The sequence below is a fragment of the Microcoleus vaginatus PCC 9802 genome, assembly GCA_022701275.1.
Classification (GTDB): Bacteria; Cyanobacteriota; Cyanobacteriia; order Cyanobacteriales; family Microcoleaceae; genus Microcoleus; species Microcoleus vaginatus_A.
Window position 1 is genome coordinate 6,374,359 of the sequence record CP031740.1, and the last position, 24,858, is coordinate 6,399,216.

The 24,858-nt window shown below is 46.5% G+C and carries 18 protein-coding genes and 2 pseudogenes; 13 read left to right on the top strand and 7 right to left on the bottom strand.

Annotated elements, in window-relative coordinates; all coding sequences use genetic code 11:
• Window positions 1-18: 18 nt before the first annotated feature.
• From D0A34_26295 to D0A34_26315, 5 genes are all read left to right on the top strand, one after another.
• The gene (locus D0A34_26295) at window positions 19-573 is read left to right on the top strand and encodes a hypothetical protein (GenBank protein ID UNU21887.1); all 555 of its coding nucleotides are present in this window, start codon (window positions 19-21) and stop codon (window positions 571-573) included.
• Window positions 574-1,066: 493 nt separating this feature from the next.
• Entirely contained in the window at window positions 1,067-1,549 is a 483-nt protein-coding gene (locus tag D0A34_26300) for a BON domain-containing protein (protein ID UNU21888.1), read from the top strand.
• Window positions 1,550-1,947: 398 nt separating this feature from the next.
• Window positions 1,948-3,162 carry a histidine kinase gene (locus D0A34_26305; GenBank protein UNU21889.1) on the top strand — a complete coding sequence of 405 codons (1,215 nt, stop codon included), beginning with the start codon at window positions 1,948-1,950 and terminating at the stop codon, window positions 3,160-3,162.
• A gap of 700 nt (window positions 3,163-3,862) precedes the next feature.
• Window positions 3,863-4,060, top strand: a complete 198-nt coding sequence (locus tag D0A34_26310) for a hypothetical protein (protein ID UNU21890.1) — start codon at window positions 3,863-3,865, stop codon at window positions 4,058-4,060.
• A 580-nt stretch (window positions 4,061-4,640) separates the two neighbouring features.
• Entirely contained in the window at window positions 4,641-5,702 is a 1,062-nt protein-coding gene (locus tag D0A34_26315; protein ID UNU21891.1) for a hypothetical protein, read from the top strand.
• Window positions 5,703-5,875: 173 nt separating this feature from the next.
• Here D0A34_26315 and D0A34_26320 read toward each other — a convergent pair whose 3' ends face one another.
• Window positions 5,876-10,798: a response regulator gene (locus D0A34_26320; GenBank protein ID UNU21892.1), complete on the bottom strand. Its 4,923-nt coding sequence runs from the start codon at window positions 10,796-10,798 to the stop codon at window positions 5,876-5,878.
• Between the two features lie 541 nt (window positions 10,799-11,339).
• On the opposite strand from D0A34_26320, the gene speD reads away from it, so the two are divergent.
• Complete coding sequence (speD, locus tag D0A34_26325) at window positions 11,340-11,762, top strand: adenosylmethionine decarboxylase (GenBank protein ID UNU21893.1); 423 nt, start codon at window positions 11,340-11,342, stop codon at window positions 11,760-11,762.
• An 84-nt stretch (window positions 11,763-11,846) separates the two neighbouring features.
• Here the strand turns inward: speD and D0A34_26330 are convergent, their stop codons facing one another.
• The gene (locus D0A34_26330) at window positions 11,847-12,443 is read right to left on the bottom strand and encodes a hypothetical protein (GenBank protein UNU21894.1); all 597 of its coding nucleotides are present in this window, start codon (window positions 12,441-12,443) and stop codon (window positions 11,847-11,849) included.
• Window positions 12,444-12,588: 145 nt separating this feature from the next.
• Here D0A34_26330 and queF point away from each other — a divergent pair, with 145 nt between their 5' ends.
• Window positions 12,589-13,008: an NADPH-dependent 7-cyano-7-deazaguanine reductase QueF gene (gene queF / locus D0A34_26335; protein UNU21895.1), complete on the top strand. Its 420-nt coding sequence runs from the start codon at window positions 12,589-12,591 to the stop codon at window positions 13,006-13,008.
• 451 nt (window positions 13,009-13,459) lie between these two features.
• Here queF and D0A34_26340 read toward each other — a convergent pair whose 3' ends face one another.
• From D0A34_26340 to D0A34_26355, 4 genes are all read right to left on the bottom strand, one after another.
• A complete protein-coding gene (locus D0A34_26340; protein UNU21896.1) occupies window positions 13,460-14,872 on the bottom strand; it encodes a cytochrome c biogenesis protein in 1,413 nt (470 codons plus the stop codon).
• 312 nt (window positions 14,873-15,184) lie between these two features.
• The gene (locus tag D0A34_26345) at window positions 15,185-15,916 is read right to left on the bottom strand and encodes a cytochrome C biogenesis protein CcdA (protein ID UNU21897.1); all 732 of its coding nucleotides are present in this window, start codon (window positions 15,914-15,916) and stop codon (window positions 15,185-15,187) included.
• A gap of 300 nt (window positions 15,917-16,216) precedes the next feature.
• On the bottom strand, window positions 16,217-16,459 hold the full coding sequence (locus tag D0A34_26350) for a hypothetical protein (GenBank protein ID UNU21898.1): 243 nt from the start codon (window positions 16,457-16,459) through the stop codon (window positions 16,217-16,219).
• Window positions 16,460-16,570: 111 nt separating this feature from the next.
• The gene (locus D0A34_26355; protein UNU21899.1) at window positions 16,571-17,287 is read right to left on the bottom strand and encodes a pentapeptide repeat-containing protein; all 717 of its coding nucleotides are present in this window, start codon (window positions 17,285-17,287) and stop codon (window positions 16,571-16,573) included.
• A gap of 593 nt (window positions 17,288-17,880) precedes the next feature.
• Between D0A34_26355 and D0A34_26360 the strand changes: the two genes are divergently transcribed.
• Window positions 17,881-18,591 (top strand): tetratricopeptide repeat protein, encoded by a 711-nt coding sequence (locus D0A34_26360; protein ID UNU22475.1) that lies wholly within the window; start codon window positions 17,881-17,883, stop codon window positions 18,589-18,591.
• 102 nt (window positions 18,592-18,693) lie between these two features.
• Here the strand turns inward: D0A34_26360 and D0A34_26365 are convergent, their stop codons facing one another.
• The gene (locus D0A34_26365; GenBank protein UNU21900.1) at window positions 18,694-20,031 is read right to left on the bottom strand and encodes a peptidylprolyl isomerase; all 1,338 of its coding nucleotides are present in this window, start codon (window positions 20,029-20,031) and stop codon (window positions 18,694-18,696) included.
• A 119-nt stretch (window positions 20,032-20,150) separates the two neighbouring features.
• Here D0A34_26365 and D0A34_26370 point away from each other — a divergent pair, with 119 nt between their 5' ends.
• From D0A34_26370 to D0A34_26390, 5 genes and pseudogenes are all read left to right on the top strand, one after another.
• Complete coding sequence (locus D0A34_26370; GenBank protein ID UNU21901.1) at window positions 20,151-20,702, top strand: peroxiredoxin; 552 nt, start codon at window positions 20,151-20,153, stop codon at window positions 20,700-20,702.
• A pseudogene (locus tag D0A34_26375) lies at window positions 20,702-21,213 on the top strand (hypothetical protein). The gene D0A34_26370 and the pseudogene D0A34_26375 overlap by 1 nt, the downstream one beginning before the upstream one ends.
• Window positions 21,214-21,574: 361 nt before the next feature.
• Window positions 21,575-21,995 (top strand): annotated as a pseudogene (locus D0A34_26380) (MinD/ParA family protein).
• 374 nt (window positions 21,996-22,369) lie between these two features.
• Window positions 22,370-22,834, top strand: coding sequence for a hypothetical protein (locus D0A34_26385; GenBank protein ID UNU21902.1), 465 nt, complete (start codon window positions 22,370-22,372; stop codon window positions 22,832-22,834).
• Window positions 22,835-23,354: 520 nt separating this feature from the next.
• Complete coding sequence (locus D0A34_26390; GenBank protein ID UNU22476.1) at window positions 23,355-24,452, top strand: stage II sporulation protein E (SpoIIE); 1,098 nt, start codon at window positions 23,355-23,357, stop codon at window positions 24,450-24,452.
• The last annotated feature ends 406 nt before the right edge of the window (window positions 24,453-24,858 follow it).

Below are 24,858 nucleotides of genomic sequence, written 5' to 3' on the forward strand. Positions count from 1 at the left end.
TATATAATTTTTACCCAAATGAAATTTCTGTATTTACTTCTAGTTACTGCTACATTACTTTCATACCCTGTCAAGTTTGCCCGTCCTGCAAAAGCTCAACCAGCCCCACTGCGGGCAGAAATTCAGACACCAGAGTGGCAGCCATTTTGCTCGGCGATGGGTCAGTTTGCGATCGATATGCCGGGAACTCCTAAAATTAATTCAGAAATTTTTTCAAATCAACTTATTGCTTATACATACCGATCGAACTTAAAAAACAAAGAAACTTATTTGCTTCAATACTTTGATCTAGATTTTCGGCTTACGAATAATAATATCAATAATATCAGAATTACTTTAAATAATGCCGTTGATTTTTTCGTCGTGGCAGCGAATGCTAAAGTCTTGCAGGTGCGGGATATTTCCCTCGGAGGCTATCCGGGAAAAGAATTTGAGTTTCAGCCGCTTTCGCCCACTGAACCTGTAGGTGTAGGTCAAGTTTTTTTGGTGGAAACGCGCGTTTACGGCCTGGTTGCCACTACCCCAGAACCAGAAAATGCTCAAAAATTTCTCGACTCTTTTCGTTTGTTTTGAAGCAGGAAATTTTACAATGAGTAGTGTACCCGATTTAACGGATTTCAGGGATGGATAGTGAGTGAACCGGGAAGAGGGAAAAATTAGTTGGGAGTAGCGCTCAAATTTATTAATAAAACTTACCGTTTTAAACTTGGTGTATAGGAAAATATTAGCTTTAGTAACTAAAAATTTCGGAATCAACCGGGTTTCTGAGGAATAGTGCGTCCCCGACTAATTAAGTTGAATTAGCTCTAAGACTTTATTTTGTTGTTTGTACTCTATCTAACGACATAGATAAATTTTACACCCGTGGAGCGATGTAGATACTTGCTGAACTTTATATATTTGATATAAGGATTTTTAAATCCTATAAAAAACCAAAGCAGAAAGCAGAAACAAAGACAAGAAACAAAGACAAAAACAAAGATTCTGTCTTGCTTAATCTGGCTCCTAAATCTGGCTCAACGAAGTCAGCCTCATCGAAAGCTTACCCGGACGGTATTAACCTATTATGAACAAACTAACACCAATTCTCCTCAGCGGCCTCCTATTATTTGGAGCTGCTGCTTGCAGCGAAGGGGCTAAAACTAGCTCGGATGCTCCTAATTCTACCACAGAAAATACCAATAGCCCGCCCCCAGCGGATACAGTTCAAAAAACTCAGGGTGACGCCACTAGCGAGATTCGCAAAAACCAAGCAAATTCTGATATCAGGGCCAGAGAACAGCGCAACAATGTGACGGGCGGCGATGCAATAAGAGCCGATGGCGACCTGCAAAGTGAAGTTCGCTCCAAGTTAGAAGTAAACATCACTAAAGGTGCGCTAACTGTTGACGCAAAAGATGGTCTTGTCACCGTAGGCGGCACAGTTCCCAATGAAACTGATTTAGCTAAAATTGAGCCGCTAGCTAAAGAGATTAAGGGTGTCAAACAGGTGAATGTTACGGCTGTTGTCGCCCCCGCTGCACCCGCATCGCCTAGCAGCAATCAATAAATTAAAAAGAAGAAGTCCGAGGGAAACAAGGAAGAAGGATGTAGTGATCTAGAAGAGAAGTCTGAGGGAAGAGGGTAAAGTCTGGCATTCTAAGATTACTTTGGGAGCGGATCGCAACGCTTAGGTGACTCCCTAGAGAGAGCGGGGTTTTAAGTTAAGGGGTGTAAATTGAATTTAAAATTAACGCACTCAAAACTCGCGGAATACCTGTAACTTTCCCTTCCCAATTTCCGATTTTTCAGCCCGGATAATTAGTGGGAAACCAACCTGAAGATAGAGCTGGAAGTTATTCCCAGCGACCGATGAAACTTGTTGGAAAAAAATGACTAAATGTGATTGATGGCAGAGCATAAATTCTGTGGTTGTGTAAAAGTAGTATATTCTCAAGGAGAAAAAAAATGGCTTTAGGTCAACACAAGCGAGCTGTAGGAGCATTTTCTAATTACCGAGATACGGAACTAGCCCTGATGGAGCTGCAAAGTACCGGGTTTCCGATGAATAAAGTTTCGGTAGTTGGGGAAAATCTCGATCGCAGCGGAATTGCGGGCGCTAACACTGGTACTGGTAAGGGTACCGACGACAAAGTGGGTGGCGGCGCAAAAGCAGGCGCGACAGCGGGAGTCGTGACAGGCGGTTTGATTGGGTTGCTCGGAAGCATTGGAGCACTGGCGATTCCGGGAGTTGGCCCGGTGATGGCGGGGGGCGCGCTCGCAACTCTGCTGGCAGATATGGTAGTCGGAGGCGCGATTGGGGCAGCAGCAGGCGGTTTGGTAGGCGGTTTGGTCGGTTTGGGAGTTCCCGAAGCGAAAGCTAAAGCTTATAACGATCGCGTCTCGCGCGGAGAATATTTGGTATTCGTAGAAGGAACAGATGCCGAACTTGCCACAGCCGAAGGAATTATGAGCGTGCGGGGCATTCAGGATTGGGGCATTTACGATGTGCCGGCAGACACCGGCCGCAGAGCTTCGGGCCGCCAGAAGCGCGCTGTGGGAGTATTTTCAACCCGCCGCGAGACGGAACACGCACTGGGAGAACTTAGAACTGCCGGTTTCGACATGAATCGGGTTTCGGTCATCGCTAAGGATGCTGACTCGAAAGGGGACATCGCAGGCATTGACGTGCACGACAGCACAGACAACAAATCCGATGAAGGGGTCACAAAAGGCGCCCTCACAGGTGGCACTTTGGGCGGTTTGACAGGCTTGTTGGTAGGTCTGGGTCTAGTGGCCATTCCGGGAATCGGGCCGATTATGCTGGCAGGAGCCTCAGCTACGGCGATCGCCACTACACTAGCCGGTACGGCTTTGGGTGCAGCAGCAGGCGGCTTGATCGGAGCTTTAGTCGGTATGGGAATTCCCGAAGAGGAAGCTAGAGCATACAACGATCGCGTGGCAAGGGGAGATTACTTGGTACTGGTTGACGGCAGCGAAGCAGAAGTCGCTAGAGCTGAAACCATTTTGAGTCGCGGAGGCATTCAGCATTGGAACACCTACGACCACCCCAGCGTGGATAGTGCTCGGGCTGATTACGGCGCTCCTGGCACTCCAGGCGTTGATACTACCGCTGGTATTTACGATCCCACTCGTGGCACTAGCGGCCGCCCTCTGATTTAATACTTCAGAGTTTGTTTGGGTATTGTTTCTAGTTGCGGCAGGGTAGTCGCACTCGCGCACTCGGATTGTTCCGGGCGATCGAACAAACACCGACGAGCTAGGCTTTTTACGCTTTGCCGATAAAATTATCTCAAAAGTCGGCTTTTTCTTTGGAAGCTGACTTTTGTTTTGTTCTGGAAACTTAAAAAAAAGCGGCCTGTCAAAAGTTTTATTTTGATTGGCAAGGTGGGCTTTGCGTCGGCGGCTCGATCGGCTCCCTTATTTTTTACATCCTAAATCCCCAGTGGTTTTTAAGTCTGTAACACTCACTACAGCTCGATTGCAAACCCCGCAGTATTATCAAATTTGATGACATAAATTACAGCAGATATTGCCCAGTTAGTCAAAGAGCGACTATCTTTAATTATGGGCTGGCTAATTTCACCAACTTATACAGGTGAAGTACACAGTCCCGCGCGCCCAGAAATGCCTGCGGTGGTCGGCAAATATTAGAATAATAATATTGTCGGAGCCTTCGGGCAACACTTAGGCTGGTCATTAGTTGGCTGTAGCAGCCGAATTGCCGTTGGCAAGACCTGCTACAGGAATACAGTTTTTCTGGGAATGCCTCAGCGAAACATTTGAGAAGCCCAGGAACAGCTTTTATGTCCGGGAGCGCGTCTGGTGTCGGGTGTTCTGTTAATTAGAACCGCAAGCGCTCATGGATCGAGTAAAGATTGATAGCAAGCACAGCAGCGCGGGAGCACAATGGCTCGCGGCTCATTTTTTCGCGAAATCTCAGGCTCACCGCAGCGTATTGTTTGCTTTGCCTGCGACTCGCTCAGCACTGCGAGGGAAACAGCCTTCCTGTTGGATTTCACTGGCGCGCAGCACAGTGGGGGGAGGTGAAACTAGCTGAGCTGACCGGGCTCTGCTTTCATGGGCTATCGAAGATAGAAGGCACTTATGTAGAAGGCATTTGGGGTTGAAGCTCCGAGATCTTGTTTCTTGATTGCACTAATAAATTCGATCGCCTGTACCAGCAATTTTTCCGGTCAGAATGCGGCGCGGATGCCGCCAGCAATACCCCAAATATTCGATCAACCTTGACAAGATCGATCGACAACTTCTCGGTATTTTGGTAAATGGTTAGCAGTTAATAGGTAGTGATTAGCAGTTAGTATAAATACAACTAACAATTAACAACTAACATCAACCGCAAACTAATTACTAGCCAAATAAGACTTACAGGGCTTACACGCGGCGAGAAACTAGGTTTCTTTATGACGGCCGCGCTGAAAACACCCAGATTATTTACGAGAAACCGGGTTTTTCGTGAGTTATAACTAGGTGAGCAGGATGATGCTAGGAATCAACCAGTTTTGACAATTGTTAATGTGGCAGTATAGGTTGAAAAAACTTACGGCCAAACACGATAGTACAAATTTTCAGACAACAGAGAACATCGAGAAATTAAGGAAACTCACTCAACTTTTTTTATGAATTTCACTGAAATTTTAAGTGCCGATGAACTTTTAATTAGACATAGAAACGGGGAACGAGATTTTCGAGGAGCTAACCTCATTGAAGCTCATTTGAGTGAAGCTAATCTCAGTCGAACAAATTTGAGTAGCGCTAATTTGAAAGGCGCCAACTTAATTAAAAGCAAACTGATTGGAGCTAATTTAAACGGCGCCGACTTGAGCGGGGCTAATTTGTCTAAGGCGAAATTAATTGAAGCTAACCTCGGGAGTTCTAGTTTAACTGGAACTGTGGCGATCGGAGCAGATTTTAGCGGGACCAATCTCAGCGGAGCAATATTGTCTCAGGCTGACTTGAGCAAAGCTGTAATGACGGGAGCGAGTTTAGTAGGAGCTTGTTTGCTAAGCGGCTCAAAACTAACTGAGGCTAATTTGAGCGGGGCGACGCTGAGCCGAGCAATTATGAGCGGGGTTGACTTAAGCAGAGCAAATCTGACGAGAGCGATTCTCAGCGAGGTAGATTTGACCGGGGCAAACCTGAGCGGAGCAACTTTAACTCGGGCTCATCTCAATCGCGGAAATCTCAGCGGCGTCAATTTGGTTGGGGCTTCTTTGAGCGAAGCAAGTCTGCGGGAGACTTCTATTTGCGCTGCTAATTTGAGCGGTGCTGACTTGAGCGGTGCTGACTTGCAATCGGCCAATCTAAATGGCTCTAATTTGAGCGGTGCCGACTTGCAGGGAGCTAATTTGAGTAAAGCTAATTTAAATGGTTTGATTCTGCACAATGCTGATTTGAGGGCTGCGAATTTGAACAAAGCTTCTTTGCGGGGAGCTAACTTGAGCGGTGCAAATTTGGCAGGTGCTAGCTTGCTGGAAGCGGATTTGCGGGGGGCGAATTTGAGTCACGCCAATTTGTCGGGAGCGGGTTTGCTGCTAAGTTCTCTGACAGGGGCGAATTTGACAGGAACTAATTTGTCGGAGGCTAATTTGATTGGGGCAAGCTTGAATGTTGATAATTTGAATGAAGCAGCTTTGGGCGGGGCGATTTTGCCGAATGGAGCTACTCACAGCCGGGATTGATAAGTTGATTAAGGGAAAATAGTTTTGAGTTTTAAGTTAAATAATCTTTAATTTAAAACTCAAGACTTTTGACCATAAAAAATTCAGGAGTCAGGAGTCAGAATTCAGTTATCGGTTGTGGGGGGCGGGTTTATATAGATTGTGGGCGATCGACAATCTATTAAAATTCGGACTCAGCGATGCAGTCTCAGAGGCAATTTCAGCATTGCTTTGACTAACTCATTCGCTTCCACAGGTTTTGCAATATGATGTTGAAACCCAGCAGCAAGAGCTTGTTTCTGATTAAAGTCTCCAGCATACGCAGTCAGGGCGATCGCCGGAATTTGCCCACCCTGCTCTGGTGGTAGAGTTCTAACTTGCCGCACTAGCATATAGCCATCCATATCTGGCATTCCGATGTCGCACAGGAGGATATCGAAGGCTGTGGTTGAGAGCAGTTGCAGCGCCTCGATCGCAGACCCAACGGCAGTAACTTTGGCTCCGGCTTGTTCCGCTACAAACGCCACAAACTCGCGTGAATCGCGTTCATCATCCACAACCAACACGCGCAGATTTGCCAGATCGAGCTCGTCAGATCGAGTTTCAGCCCCAGCGGCAACTTCTTCAACCGGATTCGCGGTATGCAAGAGGGGAAGTTCAACGGTGAAGCTGGCTCCCTGTCCTTCACCCCTACTCTCAACCCAAATTCTGCCGCCGTGCAGTTCCACAATTTGACGCGCGATCGCCAGCCCCAATCCCAAACCCCCAAATTTACGAGTTATGGCTCCATCCTCTTGCCGAAAATGCTCAAACACATAAGGCAGAAAGTCAGGATTGATACCCTTTCCCGTATCAATGACTTGAATCTGGGCATAAGTTTTAGTTTGGGTTAACCTAACAGTAATTTGCCCGCCTTCAGGGGTGAATTTCACGGCATTGGATAAAAGATTCCAGATTACTTGCTGCAAACGCCCGGAATCGCCCATTACCATTCCCAGGGAGGGTGAAAAGGTTGTTTGAATTTGCAGTGACTTAGCTTCGGCGGCTAGTCGAACGGTTTCTAAAGCGGCCGAAATCACCATATTCAAGTCAACGGACATCCGATTCAAACTCAGTTTGCCGCTCAGAATGCGGGAGATGTCGAGCAAGTCATCAATCAGTTGTGACTGGAGTCGCGCGTTGCGTTCGATCGTGGCAAGGGCGCTAGCCGTTTTTGCAGCGCCCAGTTTCCCCTGCTGTAACAGCTTCGACCAGCCGAGAATGGGATTGAGTGGCGATCGCAACTCGTGAGACAGCACCGCCAGAAACTCATCTTTAATTCGGTTGGCAGTTTCGGCGGCTTCTCGTGCCGCTTGCTCATGTTGCAGAAGCTTCTCGCGTTCAGCTTCGGCTTGCTTGCGATCGGTGATGTCGCGCGTTAAACCCGCTACCATTTCCACAGCACCCTCTGCATCAAAAACGGGCACCCAAATATACTCGTAAGCTCTTGTACCGAACGCGCTGGTGTATGGAGTTTCATCCTTAAGCGGTTGGCGCGTCTGAATCACTTTGTGAATCTGATTGTGCAATTTGACAGCTAAATCCACTGGGTAATCTAATTCAAAAAAGTTTTTGCCGATGACTTCAGCGAAGGATTTTTGCCAAAGGTCGAGCAACGGCTTGTTGACATCCATGAACCGCCCGGACAAATCGAACGTATAAATAAAGTCCGGCACCGAAGATTTAAAGGCGTTGAACTTTTGCAGTTGCCGTTCGAGTTCGGCGGACGTTTGGCGCAGGACTGCTTCCGCTTGAATTTGATCGGTGACATTCTTGAAATAAACGGTGATTCCATGTGCGGCAGGGTAGCTGCGGGCTTCGTACCAACGATCGTGGTCGGGATAAAACGCCGTCACTGACCCAGCCACGCGATCGCGCATGGCGCTCCTATAGATCGGCTCCAACTCGTTGTCAATCAGTCCTGGGTATTCTTCCCATAAATTCTTGCCAATCAAATCACCCGGAATGCGATCGAGCAATGTTTCAGCAAATTGATTGAGGTAGGTGAACCGCCAGTTCTCATCCAGGGCAAAGAATGCTTCAGCAATACTCTCTAGAATATTCCGGCTCTGCTCCTCGGTTTCACGCAAGGCTTGTTGGGCCCGTTGGCGCTCGTTTTCGACGCGCACCTGATCGGTGATGTCAACGGCAGTGCCGTAAATCACTTGTTCTTCTGGGTAGGGCTGGGCGTTCCAGAGCAACCAGCGGTAGGAACCGTCTTTGTGTCGGTAACGGTTTTCAAACCTCAAGCTTTGGTTACCGGAGAACAGACTGTCGGCTTCTGAAACCGAGGCGCCCAGGTCGTCCGGGTGGACAAACTCAGTCCAGGGGCGGGATGTCATGAAGTCTGGTGTCCAGCCGAGGATTCGTTCAAAGGTTGGGCTGATCCAGTGGAAATACCCGTTTATGCCCGTAATCGCTTGCAAATCTGAACCGACGGCAAGAAACCGTTCCCGTTCCTGCTCAATTTTTTTGCGATCGTTGATATCTCGAAAGAAAAGAGATAGCCCCGTCGGTGAAGGATAAACGTGAACCTCAACCCACACATCAAACGGGGCATAATATTCCTCAAAGTCCACCGCGATTTGCTCGCTGAGTGATCGGCGATACTCGAATTCAAACTGATTGCCGATCGTGCCTGGGAAGGCTTCCCACATCGTTTTGCCCAGCATTGCTTCTAAGGGAGTTCGCGACACTCGTTGTGCGGCTTCATTAGCATAGGTCAAGCGAAAGTCGAGATCCATTTCCATAAACGCATCGGTTACGCGCCCCAGAATGGTTCGCTCTCGCACAGTTGCTTCCTGCCGCAGCCGTGCCAGCTTCAAACTTGCTTCTACCCTTGCCAGCAGTTCGCGCGCCGAGAACGGTTTAATCAGATAGTCGTCGGCTCCGGCTGCGAGTCCTTCAATGCGGGATTCTTCGCCCGCGCGGGCTGATAAGAGAATGATGGGAATGTCTTGGGTTGCGGGATTAGAACGCAGCGATCGCAACAACTCAAACCCATCCATCCCCGGCATCATCACATCGGTTAATACTAAATCAGGGGGATTTTTCTCAATGGCAGTCAAAGCAGCAACGCCATCGGCGACGGTTTGAACAATATAAGAACGGCTCAGGAGTCGCCGAATATAATCGCGCATATCAGCGTTATCATCTGCCAATAAGATTTTTGATTCAGTGGCCTGATTGGCTGGTGCAAGATTTAAGTTAGTAGGATTATTGTCTAATTCAAAACCCACAATCGGCAATCTAAAATCGCCTTCTGGCAACCACCGTTGAGCTTCTTCGACATAGGGCATCGCGCCTAACGCCGTTGAGGCTAACGTGCAACTGGCACCAATTTGCTCCGGCGGCAGATGAGCTGTTGCGGTGGGAATTGTCACCGTAAAGCAACTGCCCTGCCCAAAAGTGCTGCTGACATCGATCTTTCCACTGTGTAGTTTGACGAGTTCTTGCACTAGGGATAGCCCAATGCCAGAGCCTTCAAAACTCCTGCCTTGCGAGTTTTTGATTCGATGAAATCGCTCAAATAAATGCGGTAGTTCTTCGGACGGAATACCGACTCCTGTATCTGAAACCGTTAACTCAACACAATTTTCGACGCACTGCAATCGAACAGTAATTGTTCCTCCTAACGTAAACTTAAAGGCATTTGATAATAGATTGAGAACAATTTTTTCCCACATTTCGCGATCGACATAAATCGCTTCGGGCAAGGGTAGACAGTCAACAATCAGCGACATTCCTGCCCGTTCTATCAGCGAGCGAAACGTGCTGGCAAGTTCCGCCGTATAGGTTGCCAAATCTACAGGTTCATAAGATGCTTGGACTCGACCTGCTTCGATGCGTGAAAAATCGAGCAAGCTATTAACGAGTTTGAGCAGCCGCATTCCGTTACGCTGCACCAACTGTAATTGTTCGCATTCTTGAGATGGAATTGTTCCATTCAAATTCGCGATCGTGTCTTCTAAGGGAGCCAGCATCAAGGTGAGCGGCGTGCGGAATTCGTGAGACACATTGCTAAAAAACGTGGTTTTAGCACGGTCTAACTCAGCTAATGCTTCGGCACGTTTACGCTCTTGTTCGTAAGCTTGGGCGTTGGCGATCGCTGTTGTCACCTGCCCAGCCATCAAGTCAAAAAAACCTTTGTAATCATCATCAAACGTTCTAAGCGGACTCACTCCAGCAATCAGGAACCCGAACGTTTCTCCCGATCGAGCTAGTGGTAGAACTACCGCTTGATGAGGAGATTCAGACCACGCGCCGCCCGGTAAAAGTCCAAATTGCGCCTCCAAATCTTCAATGATTCTGCTTTCGCCCGTCTCGATGACTTGCTTCAATTGCCACTCGCACTTTTGGGCCGATGTAAGCTCGATCGCCTCACAAGAGGCAAGGGTTCCGGCTGCTAACCTTGTTGTACCCGCGAGTCGTGCGATCTCGCTTTCGCCATCGAGTAGATAAAACAGCGCAAACGGGATGTCATAGGCGTTATTGGTCAATACGGTGGCGGAAATTTTGCAAGCTGCTTCTACCGTCTTGGCAGTGACTGTTTCTGCGGCTAATTCGCGCAACGTTGCCAAGCGGCGATCGCTCAACACGCGCTGAGTGTCCTCGCTACAGGCGCAGAAAACGCCCCCCACTGGGCCATCATCATTCGCCACCGGACTGTAGGAAAAGGTAAAATAGGTTTCCTCTGTATACCCGTTGCGCTCCATGACCAGAAGCAATTCTTGATTCCACGTCGATTGTCCCTGGTTCAAAACCGCTTCTGCTTGCGGCCCTAGCGTGTCCCAGATTTCAGCCCATACCCGTGAGGCAGGCTGACCTAGTGCTTGCGGATGTCGCTTGCCGAGCATAGGAATGTAAGCATCGTTATAAAACTTGGTCATCTGCTGTCCCCACCAGACGAACATGGGGTAACGAGAGCCTAAGATGATCCGAATCGCGGTTTTCAAGCTTTGAGGCCAGGTTTCGACAGCCCCTAGTGGCGTTTGCGACCAGTCGTGCGATCGCATCAGCATCGCCATCTCGCTATTGCCTGCAAAAATCTGTTCAACGAGTTGAGACTGCCGGATCATGCGCTTGTCCTTCCTTTGGGCCCACACAAACGGGCAACGATCTTCATTATCTCTGCTGGTCGGGCGGGTTTAGGTAGGTGAGCTCAGAAACCCAGCGGCGAGCGCCGGTTGCTGGTTAACTTGTCCAGCATAGGCTGCCAGAGCGATCGCCGGAATCTGCCCGCCGGGCGATCGCCCTTGGAGTTGGCGAATTTTAAGCATGAGAGCATAGCCGTCCTTCTGTGGCATTTGGATATCATATCAATTCGGCCACAGCCGGAACGAGCGAGCTTTGGTTTTTTTAGCCAATGGAAACCAGAGATCGCTTTAATCAAAAAAGGTGGTTTGAGAAGAACAAGGCAGCATTGAAATAATACGAATTCCATTAGTGAGTGGCATCTGCCTGTGAGACAGTTTGACCCCACCATAAAGCCAGCGCTTGGTGGTGGGTATTTCTCCTAATCTTCATTTTTATTTGTGAAACATACTTGCAAAATTTTTGACATCGTGCTAACGTTAAAAGGTTTGAGACTTAACATCAATAGAGGTAAAACCCCGCAGAATGAAACAATTGGGAACCCATCTGGTCGCTGATGCTTGGCAGTCTCCTGGAGACTTGCTTAACGATCCGGAACGTATCCGCCGCGCCATACTCGATGCGATCGAAGCCGGAGGAGCTACTCTCATCGATTTGTGCGTACACCAGTTTAGTCCTCACGGAGTGACGGCTACTGCTACTTTGGCCGAGTCTCATATAGCAATCCATACTTGGCCTGAACACGGTTATTTTGCCGCAGACTTATTTTTCTGCGGAGCCGGCGACCCTCACCGAGCCATGAAGGTGCTACAGACCGCTTTAGAAGCTAAACAGGTAAAACTCACTGAGTTCACGCGCGGTTTCGAGCCAGGGGTGGGCATCGTAGGTTCTGCTTGTGAAGAGCAGTATGCCCCTCGTTCAGTAGAAACGAGTGCCGCCAGAGGATGATGGCCAATTAGCGTAACTTTGAACAATTTATGCTAGGTTTTGTTTAAAATCCCACGGCTGGAGTCGTGGGATTCTTGTTGGAATTTACTTTTTCATTAATAAAGGGCGGACAACTAAATAACCTGCACCGAAAGCTGCAATCACAATCAGAAAAATCGCGATCGCCAACCACAATCCACTTAAGTCTGAGGTTTTTTTGAGTTGAGATCGGACACGGTAGGGAGTTTCCGGCACCTCTGTAAATAATTTTTCGGGAAGTGGCTGCGGCATCGGGGGTACTGTTGGCTCCGGTTCCGGTAGTGGGAAGGGGAAAGCCACTGTCTGAGGTGGTTGAGGTACGGCAGAGTTAGTCTGCAAGGTGGGAGGTGGTGGGGGCGGAGGTTGAACGCTGAAATTGAATTTGACTGACGGCATTTGAGGCATCCCTGTCTGGGTGACGCTCTGAGCCGAGTTGACTACTTGCTGTAACTGTTGGGATACTTGAACTACTGTTTCTACTTCTCGCCGCAGTTGTTGATTTTGTTGGACTAATTGCTGATTGTGCGTTTTGAGGGAGTCCACCATCGCTTGGGCTGCTTGCAGCTCTGCGGTGACTTCTCGATAGAGGGAAATTGGTACCGATGGAGAGTAACTATTTGAGTTTTCAGGGGAAGTATTGTCAGATAAGGTAGTATTTTGCATAATTGTAGATGGCGAGGGTGAACTTGTTTTAGTTTAGCCTGAGAGTATTTGCAATTAGATCGATCGCAACACAATTCGTCAAGATATTTGTTACAGATATTGAACGTAAATTTAATTTAATGTTACAAGTTTTTAGTCAATCGCTATGAACAACTACGCACCGGAACAAACTATGTCGCAAAAGTCAAGCACCGAGGAAATGAAATACGGCGAACGCCAGATTTTGGAAGGGGAGTTAATTACTTTTCCGAATCCGCGAGTCGGGCGGCGCTACTCGATTAACATTACGTTGCCGGAGTTTACTTGCAAGTGCCCATTTTCTGGCTATCCAGATTTTGCGACAATTCACGTTACTTATGTGCCCGACGAGCGGGTGGTAGAGTTAAAGGCGCTGAAACTGTACGTTAACAGTTATCGCGATCGCTACATTTCTCACGAAGAATCGATCAATCAAATTTTAGACGATTTTGTGGCCGCTTGCGCGCCGCTGGAAGCGACGATTAAGGGCGATTTTTCGCCACGGGGGAACGTCCACACCGTGATTGAGGTGTCGCACCAGAAGTAGGGTGGGTATTAAGCTGTTGTGGCATTGAGATTTAATTGTGGGGTGGCCTTGAAGCGCACCCCACAATAGTTTTAAGAAATAGGATTGTTAATAAAATTAGTAAGTAATTGTAGGGTGCGTCAGGGCAGCCCTCTCAAGCGAGTCAAAAAGTCGTTCAAACGCTTAAAATCTCGTAGTTTGTAGGGTGTACACTGGGCATCGGTTGAGTTTGTCGCCCACCCGAGAGTACCGATTGACCGGCGTTTCAGCCTTTTGATTTTTAAACCAAAACTCCGTATAGCAATTTTCATTACTGGAAATTTGAAAAATCAGAACGTGAAATAGCGGTTTTATGCTTTTTCTCAGGTTCACATTAACCACCTCGACATATCTGGCAACGCGCACGCTACAAACTCAACTAATCTTTTTGATATTGATCGTTGGTGTAAGGTGCGCCTAGCGCACCCTACGGTTAGCTTTGACTTGCAACAGAAGTCGGGGCGATCGCACTTTTTTCCTCTGCTGTTTTCGATTCGGCCAACTTGTCCAAAATCTCCACAACTTCTCTTTCAAAAGTCACCTGAGCGCGATTAGTGCGCCCGCCGACGTATAGTTTGCCGTCCTTTTCCAAAGCCCAAATCTGCGAGTGAGACAGATAGCTCATCAGCACGCTGAGCATTAGCAACCCGAAGCCAGTATAAACGATCGGAATGCCCGGATCAGCTTTAATTTGCAATCCCGTACTGCCTACAACTTCGTCAATTGTCAGCATGACTCCATTAACTTCTACTGCCGTGCCTGCGCGAACTGTAGTTAACAACTTGCCATCCGTACCGTACACTAACATCGTTCCTTGCAAGTCTTTTGCTAGCAGAGAAACTCCCGCACTCAAATCTGGTTTTGTTGGAATCCAAGCACCCCAAATTCGGCCTTGACCTTGGGTGTCTAGCTGAGCCATTGGCAATTGTAAAACCGGGCTTTTGTTGAGGCGAACTCGCACGGCGGCTATTGCCCAATCTGCTTGATAAAATGTGACTCCCCGGTATCTGAGGGGCTCGTTAACGTGAATGGTTTTGCGATCGACCTCTTGGCCTGTTTTGTCCAAAACTGACAGGTCAGAGTAAAATTGGTCGATCGCACCGCTCGGACTATAATCAATCCAGAACCGATTAACTCGCATCGACCAATCCTTCGGTATTTGCGGCCCCGCCCAAGGCCCTGCATCCATGATATTCTGCACCTGAAATGTTTCGCCGCTGGGAACCATTTCTTGACCTAGAAATCCCGTCATCGCGCCCCACATCGACCCAGCTAAAATAATTAGCATACTGGCGTGAACAATAATCGGGCCGACTTTGCCAATTATTCCCTTGCGAGCATAAACTTTTTCGCCTTCTCGAAATATGCGGTAGTTTTTTTGCTGCAAAAGTGGTTCTAAGGAACTTAAAGCAACTGTTTCTAATTCCGCACTGAGAGCTAATTTTTCAAACTGCTTTGGTTCTTCATAAAATTTCCAGCGGCGGGCGGCTTTTAATGCCGGAAATTGCCGCGTAAATGTGCAAGCTGTTAAGCTGCTGCCGAACAAAATTAGGATGGACAAAAACCACCAAGTGCGGTATACGTGGTCAAGTCCTGCAATTAGCACAACTTTCCAAGTTAAGAAGCCGAACAAAGCGGGGTGTTCTGGATAGTTAGATTGGTAAAAGGGTACTGATTGGCCTTGTTCGATAACAGTGCCGGAAATGCTGAAAAATGCGATCGTCAGCAGCAAGATAATTGCCAGCCGCAAATCGGCTAGCACCGGCAAGATTTCTCGCTTGAAAAACCTTTGAGGGGCAGTCGCCCAGTTTGATAGTTTAGATAGAAATACTTCTTTTGATGTCATTGGTAATTATGAAGAAAGTTCGGCAACGGATTGTGTAACGGATGTAACGGATGTCAGGAAGTTCGGCAACGGATTGTGTAACGGATGTAACGGATGGAAGAAGGGAGAAAGAAGAAAGAGGAGGGAGAAACAAAACATGAATAAAATATTATTATTTTTATCGAGCAAGCCTCAATCAATTTTGAATTCTTTTTCTTTTCTTTCTTCCTTCGTGTTCTTCGCGTCTTCGCGGTTCGTTAAAAAAACGTAATTCACGCCTTCAGTAGAGATTGCTATATCTTTAAATAAAGACTGTAGTCCTTACTACTCAACTTAAGCGGGAAGGATGCGGGAAAGCAGAGAGAAAACGCCAAATCCTACTAGCAAAACACCGCTAACAGGCGTAATCCAACTCGACCACCGACGTAATTCTAACAACTTTTTAATGCTAGCAGTAAAAGTACCTGCTATAATCAGCGGAGCGACGTAGCCAGCAGCGTAAAACAGCAGCAACACACCACCTAAAACTGTATCCCCCGTTTTGGAAACCCAAGCTAAGAGTGTAGCTAAAACCGGAGTGCTGCAGGGAGACGCTACTAAACCAAAAGTTAAGCCCAATAAGTACGATCGCAGGCCCGCAGGCAAATTTTTCGGCACCCACCCCACAGCGTCGAAAGACGGCATTTGTAAGGGTAAAGCTTCCAGTAAATTCAGCCCCATTAGAATAGCAATAATGCTGACAAGAATCGGCAAACCCAGGCCAATTTTGCCGTAAACTTGTCCGGCAAATGATGCTACAATACCTAAACCCGCAAGGGTGGTGGCTAATCCCAGGGAAAACCACGCAGACTGGGCTGCGGCTTGCAGGCGACTTTTTGCTTCGTATCCACCGATGTAGCCGATCGTGATCGGCAACATTGAAAGCATACAGGGCGTTAAGCTCGTTAGCAACCCTGCCAGAAAGATGACTCCGACGCTGACTAAACTGAGGTTGGTCAGTTGAGTATTTACTAAATTATTAGCAAATTGTGCGATTTCGTAAAGTTGGGTTTGCAGGGTTTCCATCAGTCGATTTTAGATTTTAGATTTTAGATTTTAGATTTTAGATTGACTCCACAGTCGATCGATTTTAGATTTTAGATTTTAGATTGACTGTACAGATGAATCTGGGAGTTTAAACTAAATATCTAATTTTTTGGCTCTCCACAGTCGATCGATTTTAGATTTTAGATTTTAGATTTTAGATTTTAGATTGACTCCACAGTCGATTTTAGATTTTAGAGAGACTCTACAGATGAATCTGGGAGTTTAAACTAAATATCTAATATTTTTGCTCTTCACGACTCCTGTCGGGGGCTTGTATCCCTAGGCAGGTGGCTTCAGGTTCGGGGCTGTTCTGGCTTTGTTGAAAATTGTAACAGATGCGCGCAGGTTCGGTTTGAGATTTAAGATTTTAGCGATATTTACTGGTTGGGAGTTAAAAGGTCGATCGCACCCTGGTTTAAATTGATATCTTGACAGCATCCTCAACAAGCTGTTGGCAACGGGCGCAGCTTGGGAGTTAAAAGGTCGATCGCACCCTGGTTTAAATTGATATCTTGACAGCATCCTCAACAAGCTGTTGGCAACGGGCGCAGCCTATTGCAAGATAATTCATTGACTGCGAAATCGGCGCAAAAGCCTGTTATTGAAATTATTCAAACAGACTTTAATTTAACTCTACTTTAAATTAAAGCCACTTTCTTCATTAATAGACCCATCCGGCATTATTGCTCCTGCCAGCACCGCACCTCTGAGATTTGCTCCCGTTAAAATAGCACCTTCTAAATTAGCATTGCTCAAATTTGTGACTTGTTTGGAACCTCGGAAAAAGAAGCTGTGCAAGTCAGCACCTGTTAAATTAGTGTCTGCCAAATTAGCATATTGCAAGTCAGCACCGTGCAGCGTCGCATCCGTTAAATTAGCTTGGGTAAGATTGCTTCCCCAAAGCCGAGAATCTAAGACATTAGCATCCTGTAAATTGGCGCGGCTCAGATTTGCCAAAGTCAGATTAGCATCCCACAAATTCGTGCTGTTGAAATTAGCTTCGGTCAAATTGGCTCGACTGAGATCCGTGCCTAAAATATCAGCATTTGCTAAATTAGCCCCGGTGAGGTCTGCGTCAGAAAGATCTGCATTTTTTAAGTTAGCACCGGACAAATTAGCGCCACTCAAATTAGCGCCGCTCAAATTAGCTTCTTGGAGATTAGCGCCCTGCAAATCTACAGTGCTCAAATCGCATTGCTTCCACAGAAAGCTGACGCACCAATTATCTTTTAATAGCTGACTCAAATCCTCCGTATTCGCGGCCATCACAGGAGGAGTTAAGTAGAGAGTGAACAGGACGATCGCCAACACCGCAGCGAAGAAAGTTTTCAGCCTCATAACTCTTTTCATTGACACTAATTTGCGCCATTAATTATTGATGTCTAATCAAAGCATAGCAAATAATCTGCAACTTCCCTCAGCAAGATTACTCAAAAATATTAGTGTAGTGAAAGGTTAATCAGGGTTGGCGCAGGCACAAACTTAACTAAGGTTGTGTTAGACCCGCTTTGAGCTAGAAACCCGGTTGATTCACAGATGCCTCGCTGCCAAACTAATATTTTTCCTAAAAACCTGGTATAAGATAACCGCAAGTTCGATCGGGATTGGCCAGTGCAATATCGCTACAAAGTAATACTTGCTCCAAGCAGTTGCGATCGCTCCCCCAGGGGCATATCTGCAAACAATCCTGGTATAAACTGCTCAATATGGGAATCAAGAAACCGCTCCTCTAGCCTACAAGCCTTATATTTAAAGGGTTCTAGACGCAATTTTTGTTAATTGCGATCGGCATCACTAACTAACGCTAACCCTCCTCACACAACTCAAGCCTCAGCATCACCCAATCTCATCAAACTGATCACGTTCCTGAGACTACGGATATCACTGTCCATAGCTCAACTATGGAGGAAAATAAGAGCATACAGTTGAACAGCACTTCTCCCATGCCTACTATCCCCCTTCTCCCAACCCAATTAGTTGTCACAACTATTTTCAATTCGATCGAATCTTTGGGATTGACTAATATTGCCGGCGTATTTTCGGGGGAGCAAGCTGAATCCCGACAAGAGGCAAATTTAAAAGTTAGTACCAAAAAGTTTTACACTCAGGGTTTAAAAAATCTCGAACAACTAGACTTGCACGGTGCGATTAAAAATTTCACTGCCACAATTAACATTAATCCGCAATTCGCCTCAGCTTACAACGATCGCGGTGTGACCCGCTACAAATTAGGCTACAAGCAATCGGCGATCGAAGATTTAACTACAGCCATCGAACTCAATCCTTACCGAGCCAAGTATTACAGCAATCGGGGGTTTATGCTGACTCGTTTAAAACATTATACTGCGGCGATCGCAGATTACACCTCGGCACTGCTGCTCAACCCAAATGTAGCTCAATCTTACTTTAACCGAGGTGCTATCCGCCTGCAAATGGAGAATTCCCTGGCAGCACTAGCTGATTTTGAGTCAGCAATTCGCCTCGATCGCGATTTTGCTAAAGCTTACTTTAATCGAGGACTGACTAGATATAAATTGAGAGAGGTTCAGGGAGCATTTGAGGATTTTCAGAAGGCGGCAGGGCTTTTTAAGCTGCAGGGGAAAATGGATTCTTATCAAGAGGCAGTTTCTCAAATTACAAAGCTATGGTGTTAGTTGAATTTGGCAATTGGCAATTGGCAATTGGCAATTGACAATCAGGTAAGGTGCACCGAAGAGCACCCTACACCTATAATAATTGCGTCAGTCTTGTTAAAGTTAGCCAATTCTCAAGGCGGCGTCTCCGGTGGGCAAGTTATCGACAAGGAAAGGACCAGGAGAGTTAATTGCAAAGGCGGCGTTTTGAACTGCTGCGGGGGTGGCATTTTGAACGACAGCCAAAGTAACTCCTCCAAATTGAATGAGTGTGTTGCTGCCAGATTGCGTAAATGAGGTGTTGGATAAACCGCTGGTCAAGCCAATGCGATCGCCATCTCCCGGCCTAAAATCAAGAATTATATCGCTCGACGCATCCAACTCCAGATTTTCACCCGTAACCAGAACAAAAGTATCTGCCCCGGCGCCACCAGTGAGAGTATCGCTACCAATATCGCCAAGTAAAATATCGTTACCATCGCCGCCGATTAAAACATCGTTACCTCTGCCGCCTCGCAAAAAGTCGTTACCAGCATCGCCATTGAGATTATCGTCGCCGAGATTTCCGTTGATAATATCGTTGCCCACACCGCCGCTAATGGAGTCGTTACCTTTGCCACCTCTGAGAAAGTCGTCGCCCGCTTCGCCCGTGAGGGTATCGTTGCCTTGGCTGCCGTTAATTGCATCATCCGTGGGTGTACCGAGGATGCGATCGTTTGCGCTACCTCCCACTACACCGTTAGCATTTTGCTGAGAGTCTTGGGAAGTGACTTGATAGTTGTTCGGGGTGTTGGCCAATCTGAGGGCTCGCAAAGGCAGATTTACAAAATTGGTAGTATTAATTAAATCGTTGAGGACATTAACATCGGTAATGATGCTAGAAACCCGACTGGGCACGATGCCTCCAACGACTTTTGCAGTTGAAATGCGATCGCCCTGCTGCACCGCATTCACCGTTTCAAAACCTTGAATAACGTTGCCAAAAACAGCATAACTACCGTCCAAAAATGGCAACTCATCCAAAGCAAAATAAAACTGCGAAGAAGCTGAATTCAAAGCATTAGAACGAGCCATTGCCACAGCCCCGCGAGTGTGCTGCAACTGCGGCGTCTGGGCTACAACTTGGTTGTAAACAGGTGGCGCGGCCCCTTGTGGCTTAATTTCCAAAGGAATAAAACGCGCCTGATTGGTATCCGGGTCAATAAAACTACCCGTTCCCAATTGACTTGCTGGAATTGTAGAATCTCTGCTGCGCGGATCGCCTCCTTGCACCACAAAAGGCTCTGGCTGACGCACAACTCGGTGAAACATCACCCCGTCGTAAATGCCACGTTCAACTAAGTCAACAAAATTTCCCCCAGTAATCGGGGCATTAGTGCCATCGACTTCGATCGTAACGGGTTGACCGTTAATTACCTGGACTACTATAGCTTTGCCTGTTAACGGGAGTGCAGCGCTCATTGGTAAATTGCTATTTGAGTGAGTGATCTTTGGCTTTTAGAAGCAATCCGCGAATTGCCCCTACCCATTTAATCAGAAAACTGTAAACTTGTCTTAAGTACAGTTCTACTTCTAAATTTATGATGTCCCGTCGCAAGTTTTTTAGCACGTTATTGGCAATTTGTCTAGTTTTTCTAAGTTTCAATTTTGCCACACCTGCATTTGCCCTCGGTGGCAAGCTTCCGACGGTGAATGAAGCCGCACCGGATTTTAGTTTGCCGACAAACAGCGGCGACGGACAAGTGTCCCTGTCCGATTATCGCGGTAAGTGGTTGGTAGTCTATTTTTATCCCAAAGACTTTACATCGGGATGTACGATCGAAGCGCGGAGATTTCAGCAAGATTTGCCGAAATACTTGGCCAAGAATACTCAAATTATAGGCATTAGCGCTGATGATGTCGATTCCCATGCGGAATTTTGCGATTCCGAAGGTTTGAAGTTTCCGCTGTTAGCTGATACGGATGGTAAAGTGAGTAAAGCTTACGGTTCTTGGATGAGTTTTATCTCGGCGCGACACAGTTTTATTATTGACCCTGAAGGTATTTTGCGCGAAACTTTTGTGAAGATTAATCCGGCGATTCATTCTAAAGAAGTGTTGGCTCGTTTGGGGGAATTGCAGGCTAACGGGTAATGCGAGCTTTCACAGTGCACGAAATACGAGAAACCGATCGCGTTCGCTTTCTCCATACCCGCAATCGCACCCTCTACAAGAACCTGCTGCGGATGAACATTGACCGCAACCTTACGCTGGCAATTCTCAATCAACTACACTGATGGCAAAGTCAGCATCAGTGGACAACATGAAGAAACCCCGATCGTCGGGACTGGATGGCTGGTGGAACTGCTAGACACGATCGATTTAGGACAGCCCATTGCCCTGGATGGAAATATCACCGATTTGATCGATCGCACTCGCGATCAATCTCCAGCCAGGGGATGGCATTGTCCTCTACAGCGATGGCATTACAGAACCCAAGAACATGGACATGGCCCAGTATGGATTGGAGCGACTCTGTGCGATCGTGAGTCAAAATTGGCAACAATCCGCAGAGGAAATCAAACAACCCGTGATTGCAGATGTCCGCGAATTTATAGATGGAAAAAAGCAGTTTTATGCTATCAGCTTACTTATCCTCAACTAGAAAAAATAGAGGGAGATTTAAGGATTTAATTAATCTTTATTTTGGCTATTGATAGAAATTTGTGGACTGTTCTATATTCTGGCGAGCGCGAATTTATCTGGTCTGGATCTTATAGCGATCGCTCTCGGTAATTTGCCAAGCCCGGTTTTTGATTAATATTTTCCAAACTTGCTCTCCACTTAGTCGAATTCCTGTTTTTTCTTCTAGATCGGTCGCTAACCTAGCCAGTCGCACTCATGTTTCTCTAATTGTCATTGGAGTGTTTATTGACAATATCGTGAGATTAGGGCGAAAATGTATTATCTAATTTTATGTGAGTATTGTTTGGGAAAATCCCCATCGCACTATTAACTAACAAATTATGCCAAAAGTTGTTTCGATACACTCCTATCGAGGTGGTACAGGTAAATCTAAATTTACTGCTAACTTAGCAACTACGGTAGCCCTGCAAGGTCATTGAGTCGGCGTAGTTGATACAGACGTGCCCTCGTCTGGTATTCACAACCTGTTCTGCCTGGAGCCGGAGCAAACCTCTAAAACCCTGAACAATTATCTCTGGCACGAAAGTGCGATCGCAGACGCTGTGCTGCCTATGATGTCAGTGTCAACATCGGTATAGATAGTCCAGGCAAGCTGTTTTTGATACCCTCCAGTGTCCAAGCAGATGAAATTGCCAGAATTTTGAAGGACGGCTATGAGGATGTCAAGCTGCTGAATGATGGGTTTCGTAACTTGGTGAAAGCACTCAAGCTGGATTATTTATTTATACCAATCCGGGCTTGTAGAAAAAGACGTTTCTCTCGATGCCATCTCCCCTGTGCTGATCCTGATCTCAAGATTTTGGCTTGCATTTGTTTAATGTTGTCAAACCCGAGTACAATTTGGACGAGTGGATTGCCAGGGGTGACGGAATTAATGATTGGTAAGGCTAAACATCGCCCTTAAATTACAATTTTTATATTAGTGAAAAAAAGGTGGTACGATACCTCAAACCTACTGCCACGAAAGAGGCTAAATCTCAAGCGAGCTTCAAAGCTGTAGTCACCGTCTAAATTTCTATAACTGTCATCTATTAATGGTAAGTAAATCCGATTGTTTTCTAGGCATTTTTTCCATCATTATTGCCTCCTATATCACCTTATAATTAACTGGGATAATGACTCCAAAAAAAGGTGAAAATATTCGCCTAGGTGGGTTAATTGGTAGTTCTTTGACAATGGGAACGGGCATCGGGGCAATCTACTTTATAGGAATGCTGGCTTATCACCTGCCAGTAGCGATCGCCTACGATTTACCCATTGTGATTGTCTTTCGGCTTGCCGTAATCATTGCATCTGGTATCACCTTCTACAGCTTGCATCGAGGTTTTGCACACAGGTTCTCGTTGTTAATTCCCGGTATTCTCATGGGCTCTGGCATTGAAAATATGCTTTATATTGGCATGGCGCCGATGCGAGTACCTGCCGAAATGCACCATAATTACTGGATTGTGGCACTGTCTTTCTTAGTTGCCGTTATTTCTAAATCTATAAGGAAATCCGATGTACGACTTGACGAGATTCACTTTAAGGGACATGGCAGAATGCGGGTTGGCTCTACGCCATTTTGGCTTGGGGGTTGAAAGTATGGAAGAGGCGAGTAACAGAATTGTTAGGTATGTTTACGAAAATTTCTGTACTAAGCCAACTGGTGAGAAATCCTGCGCCCTAGTCCGTTTGTTCAAAACTCACCCTTATGAAGACTTAGAAGTCGAACTTGCCGAGTATGCCCGTAGTATGTTGGGCGACTATCCCCCTTTGCCTGCCATGAAGTGCATGACTGCACTGGCAACAGTAGGAGAACAAACGGAATGGAACTCAAGACACACATCCGTTGGACATAAGGCTATTCCACTGGCAAGCGAATCTGTAGTCGATCAGCTACCGATGATCTCGCAACTCATCAGACAGCTCGGCTTAGATATAAAAACAGTTATCAACCCTGACCCGAATCTTTTGGTAGAAATCGAGCAGAGGAAATACAACGTCTTCTATGTACCTGAAGCGATTGGCAGCCCCTATATTCCCGCTCAGGACTCCTTTGTGATTCCCTTCGGAATCAAGTCTGTGTTGGGGTTTGGTGGTCTATTACCTTCAGGCAATATGTTTGCAATTATCATGTTCTTGAAAGTCCAGATTCCTATTAGCACGGTTCAGATGTTCAGCACTCTGGCGCTGAACGTAAAGACAGCACTGCTGCCCTTCGATCGAGGAGCTGTCTTCGCTCAAAAAGATGAATCTGCTACAGCCTCTAGGCAAATATTCACAAGAAACACTCAGCAGGAGCTAGCGCAGCTTAAATCCCAAGTAGCGACTTTGAGGCAGTTGCTTGATGTTTTTGACCAATCGATCTTGGTACAATCCGATCGACTCGAACAAGCCATAGAGGAACTGGCAGACTCGGCGCAAAAGTTAGATACCCTCAACCAGAGACTCAAGGAAGACAATCTTCGCATGGGTGCGGAATTGGATATTGTGCGTCAAATGCAGCAAATGATTCTGCCAAACGCTGAGGAACTGGAAATTGAAGGACTCGATATTGCTGGATACATGGAGGCTGCCGAGGAAGTCGGCGGCGACTACTATGATGTTTTAAACACCGATGGCGTTGTCACTCTGGGCATCGGCGATGTCACTGGACATGGACTTGAAAGTGGCATCTTGATGCTGATGGCGCAAACCGCCGTTCGCACCCTCAAGGAAATCCCCGAAGTAGACCCAGTTCGGTTCCTGGATGTGATCAACCGCACCCTTTACAAAAACGTCCAGCGCATGAATTCCGAGAAAAGTCTTACGCTAGCGATTTTAAATTACTCCCAAGGACGCATCAGCATCAGCGGTCAACACGAAGAAGTGCTCGTCGTGCGAAACGGTGGACAGCTAGAACGTATCGACACCATGGATTTGGGCTTTCCTATTGCTCTTGACGATGACATTGTTAAGTTCATCAGTCACATTTTCATTGAGCTACACACGGGAGATGGAGTAGTCCTCTACACTGATGGGATACCAGAAGCGAAAGATATCAACAAAGTGCAATATGGAGTGGAGAAACTCTGTGAAGTGATTAGCGAGAACTGGCACAAATCGGCGACCGAAATTAAAGAAGCCATTATTGGCGATTTGCGGCGGCATATTGGTAAGCAAAAGGTATTTGATGACATCACTTTGCTGGTTTTGAAGCGACAAAGCGATGCTTAAGATCCTCATCGATAACGGCAACTTGAAGTAGAGCTGTAGTTCAAAAGCTCAAAACTGTTCGGAGTATGAATTAGTACGACAGCATTTAATATATAGCGTTTTTCCGAGCTATGAGGTAAACTTAGTAAAGTAAAAGTATTGAGAGGAAAAGCATCAATGCAACCCTAGTCAACAGACTTGATAAAAAAAATAATAATAGAAGTGAGAAAACAAGAAAATATCTCAATAAGAAAACTAGCAGAACGTTTTAAGGTAGCCAAGAGCTTTGTTCAAAAATTACTAAAAAGATCTCAAGAGACACGAGATATAAGTCCTATTGCTAAAGTCGGAAGTCAACCACACAATTAAATAGCGAACAATTAGTGACTTTAGTGGAAATAATAGAAGACAATAATGATGCAAATTT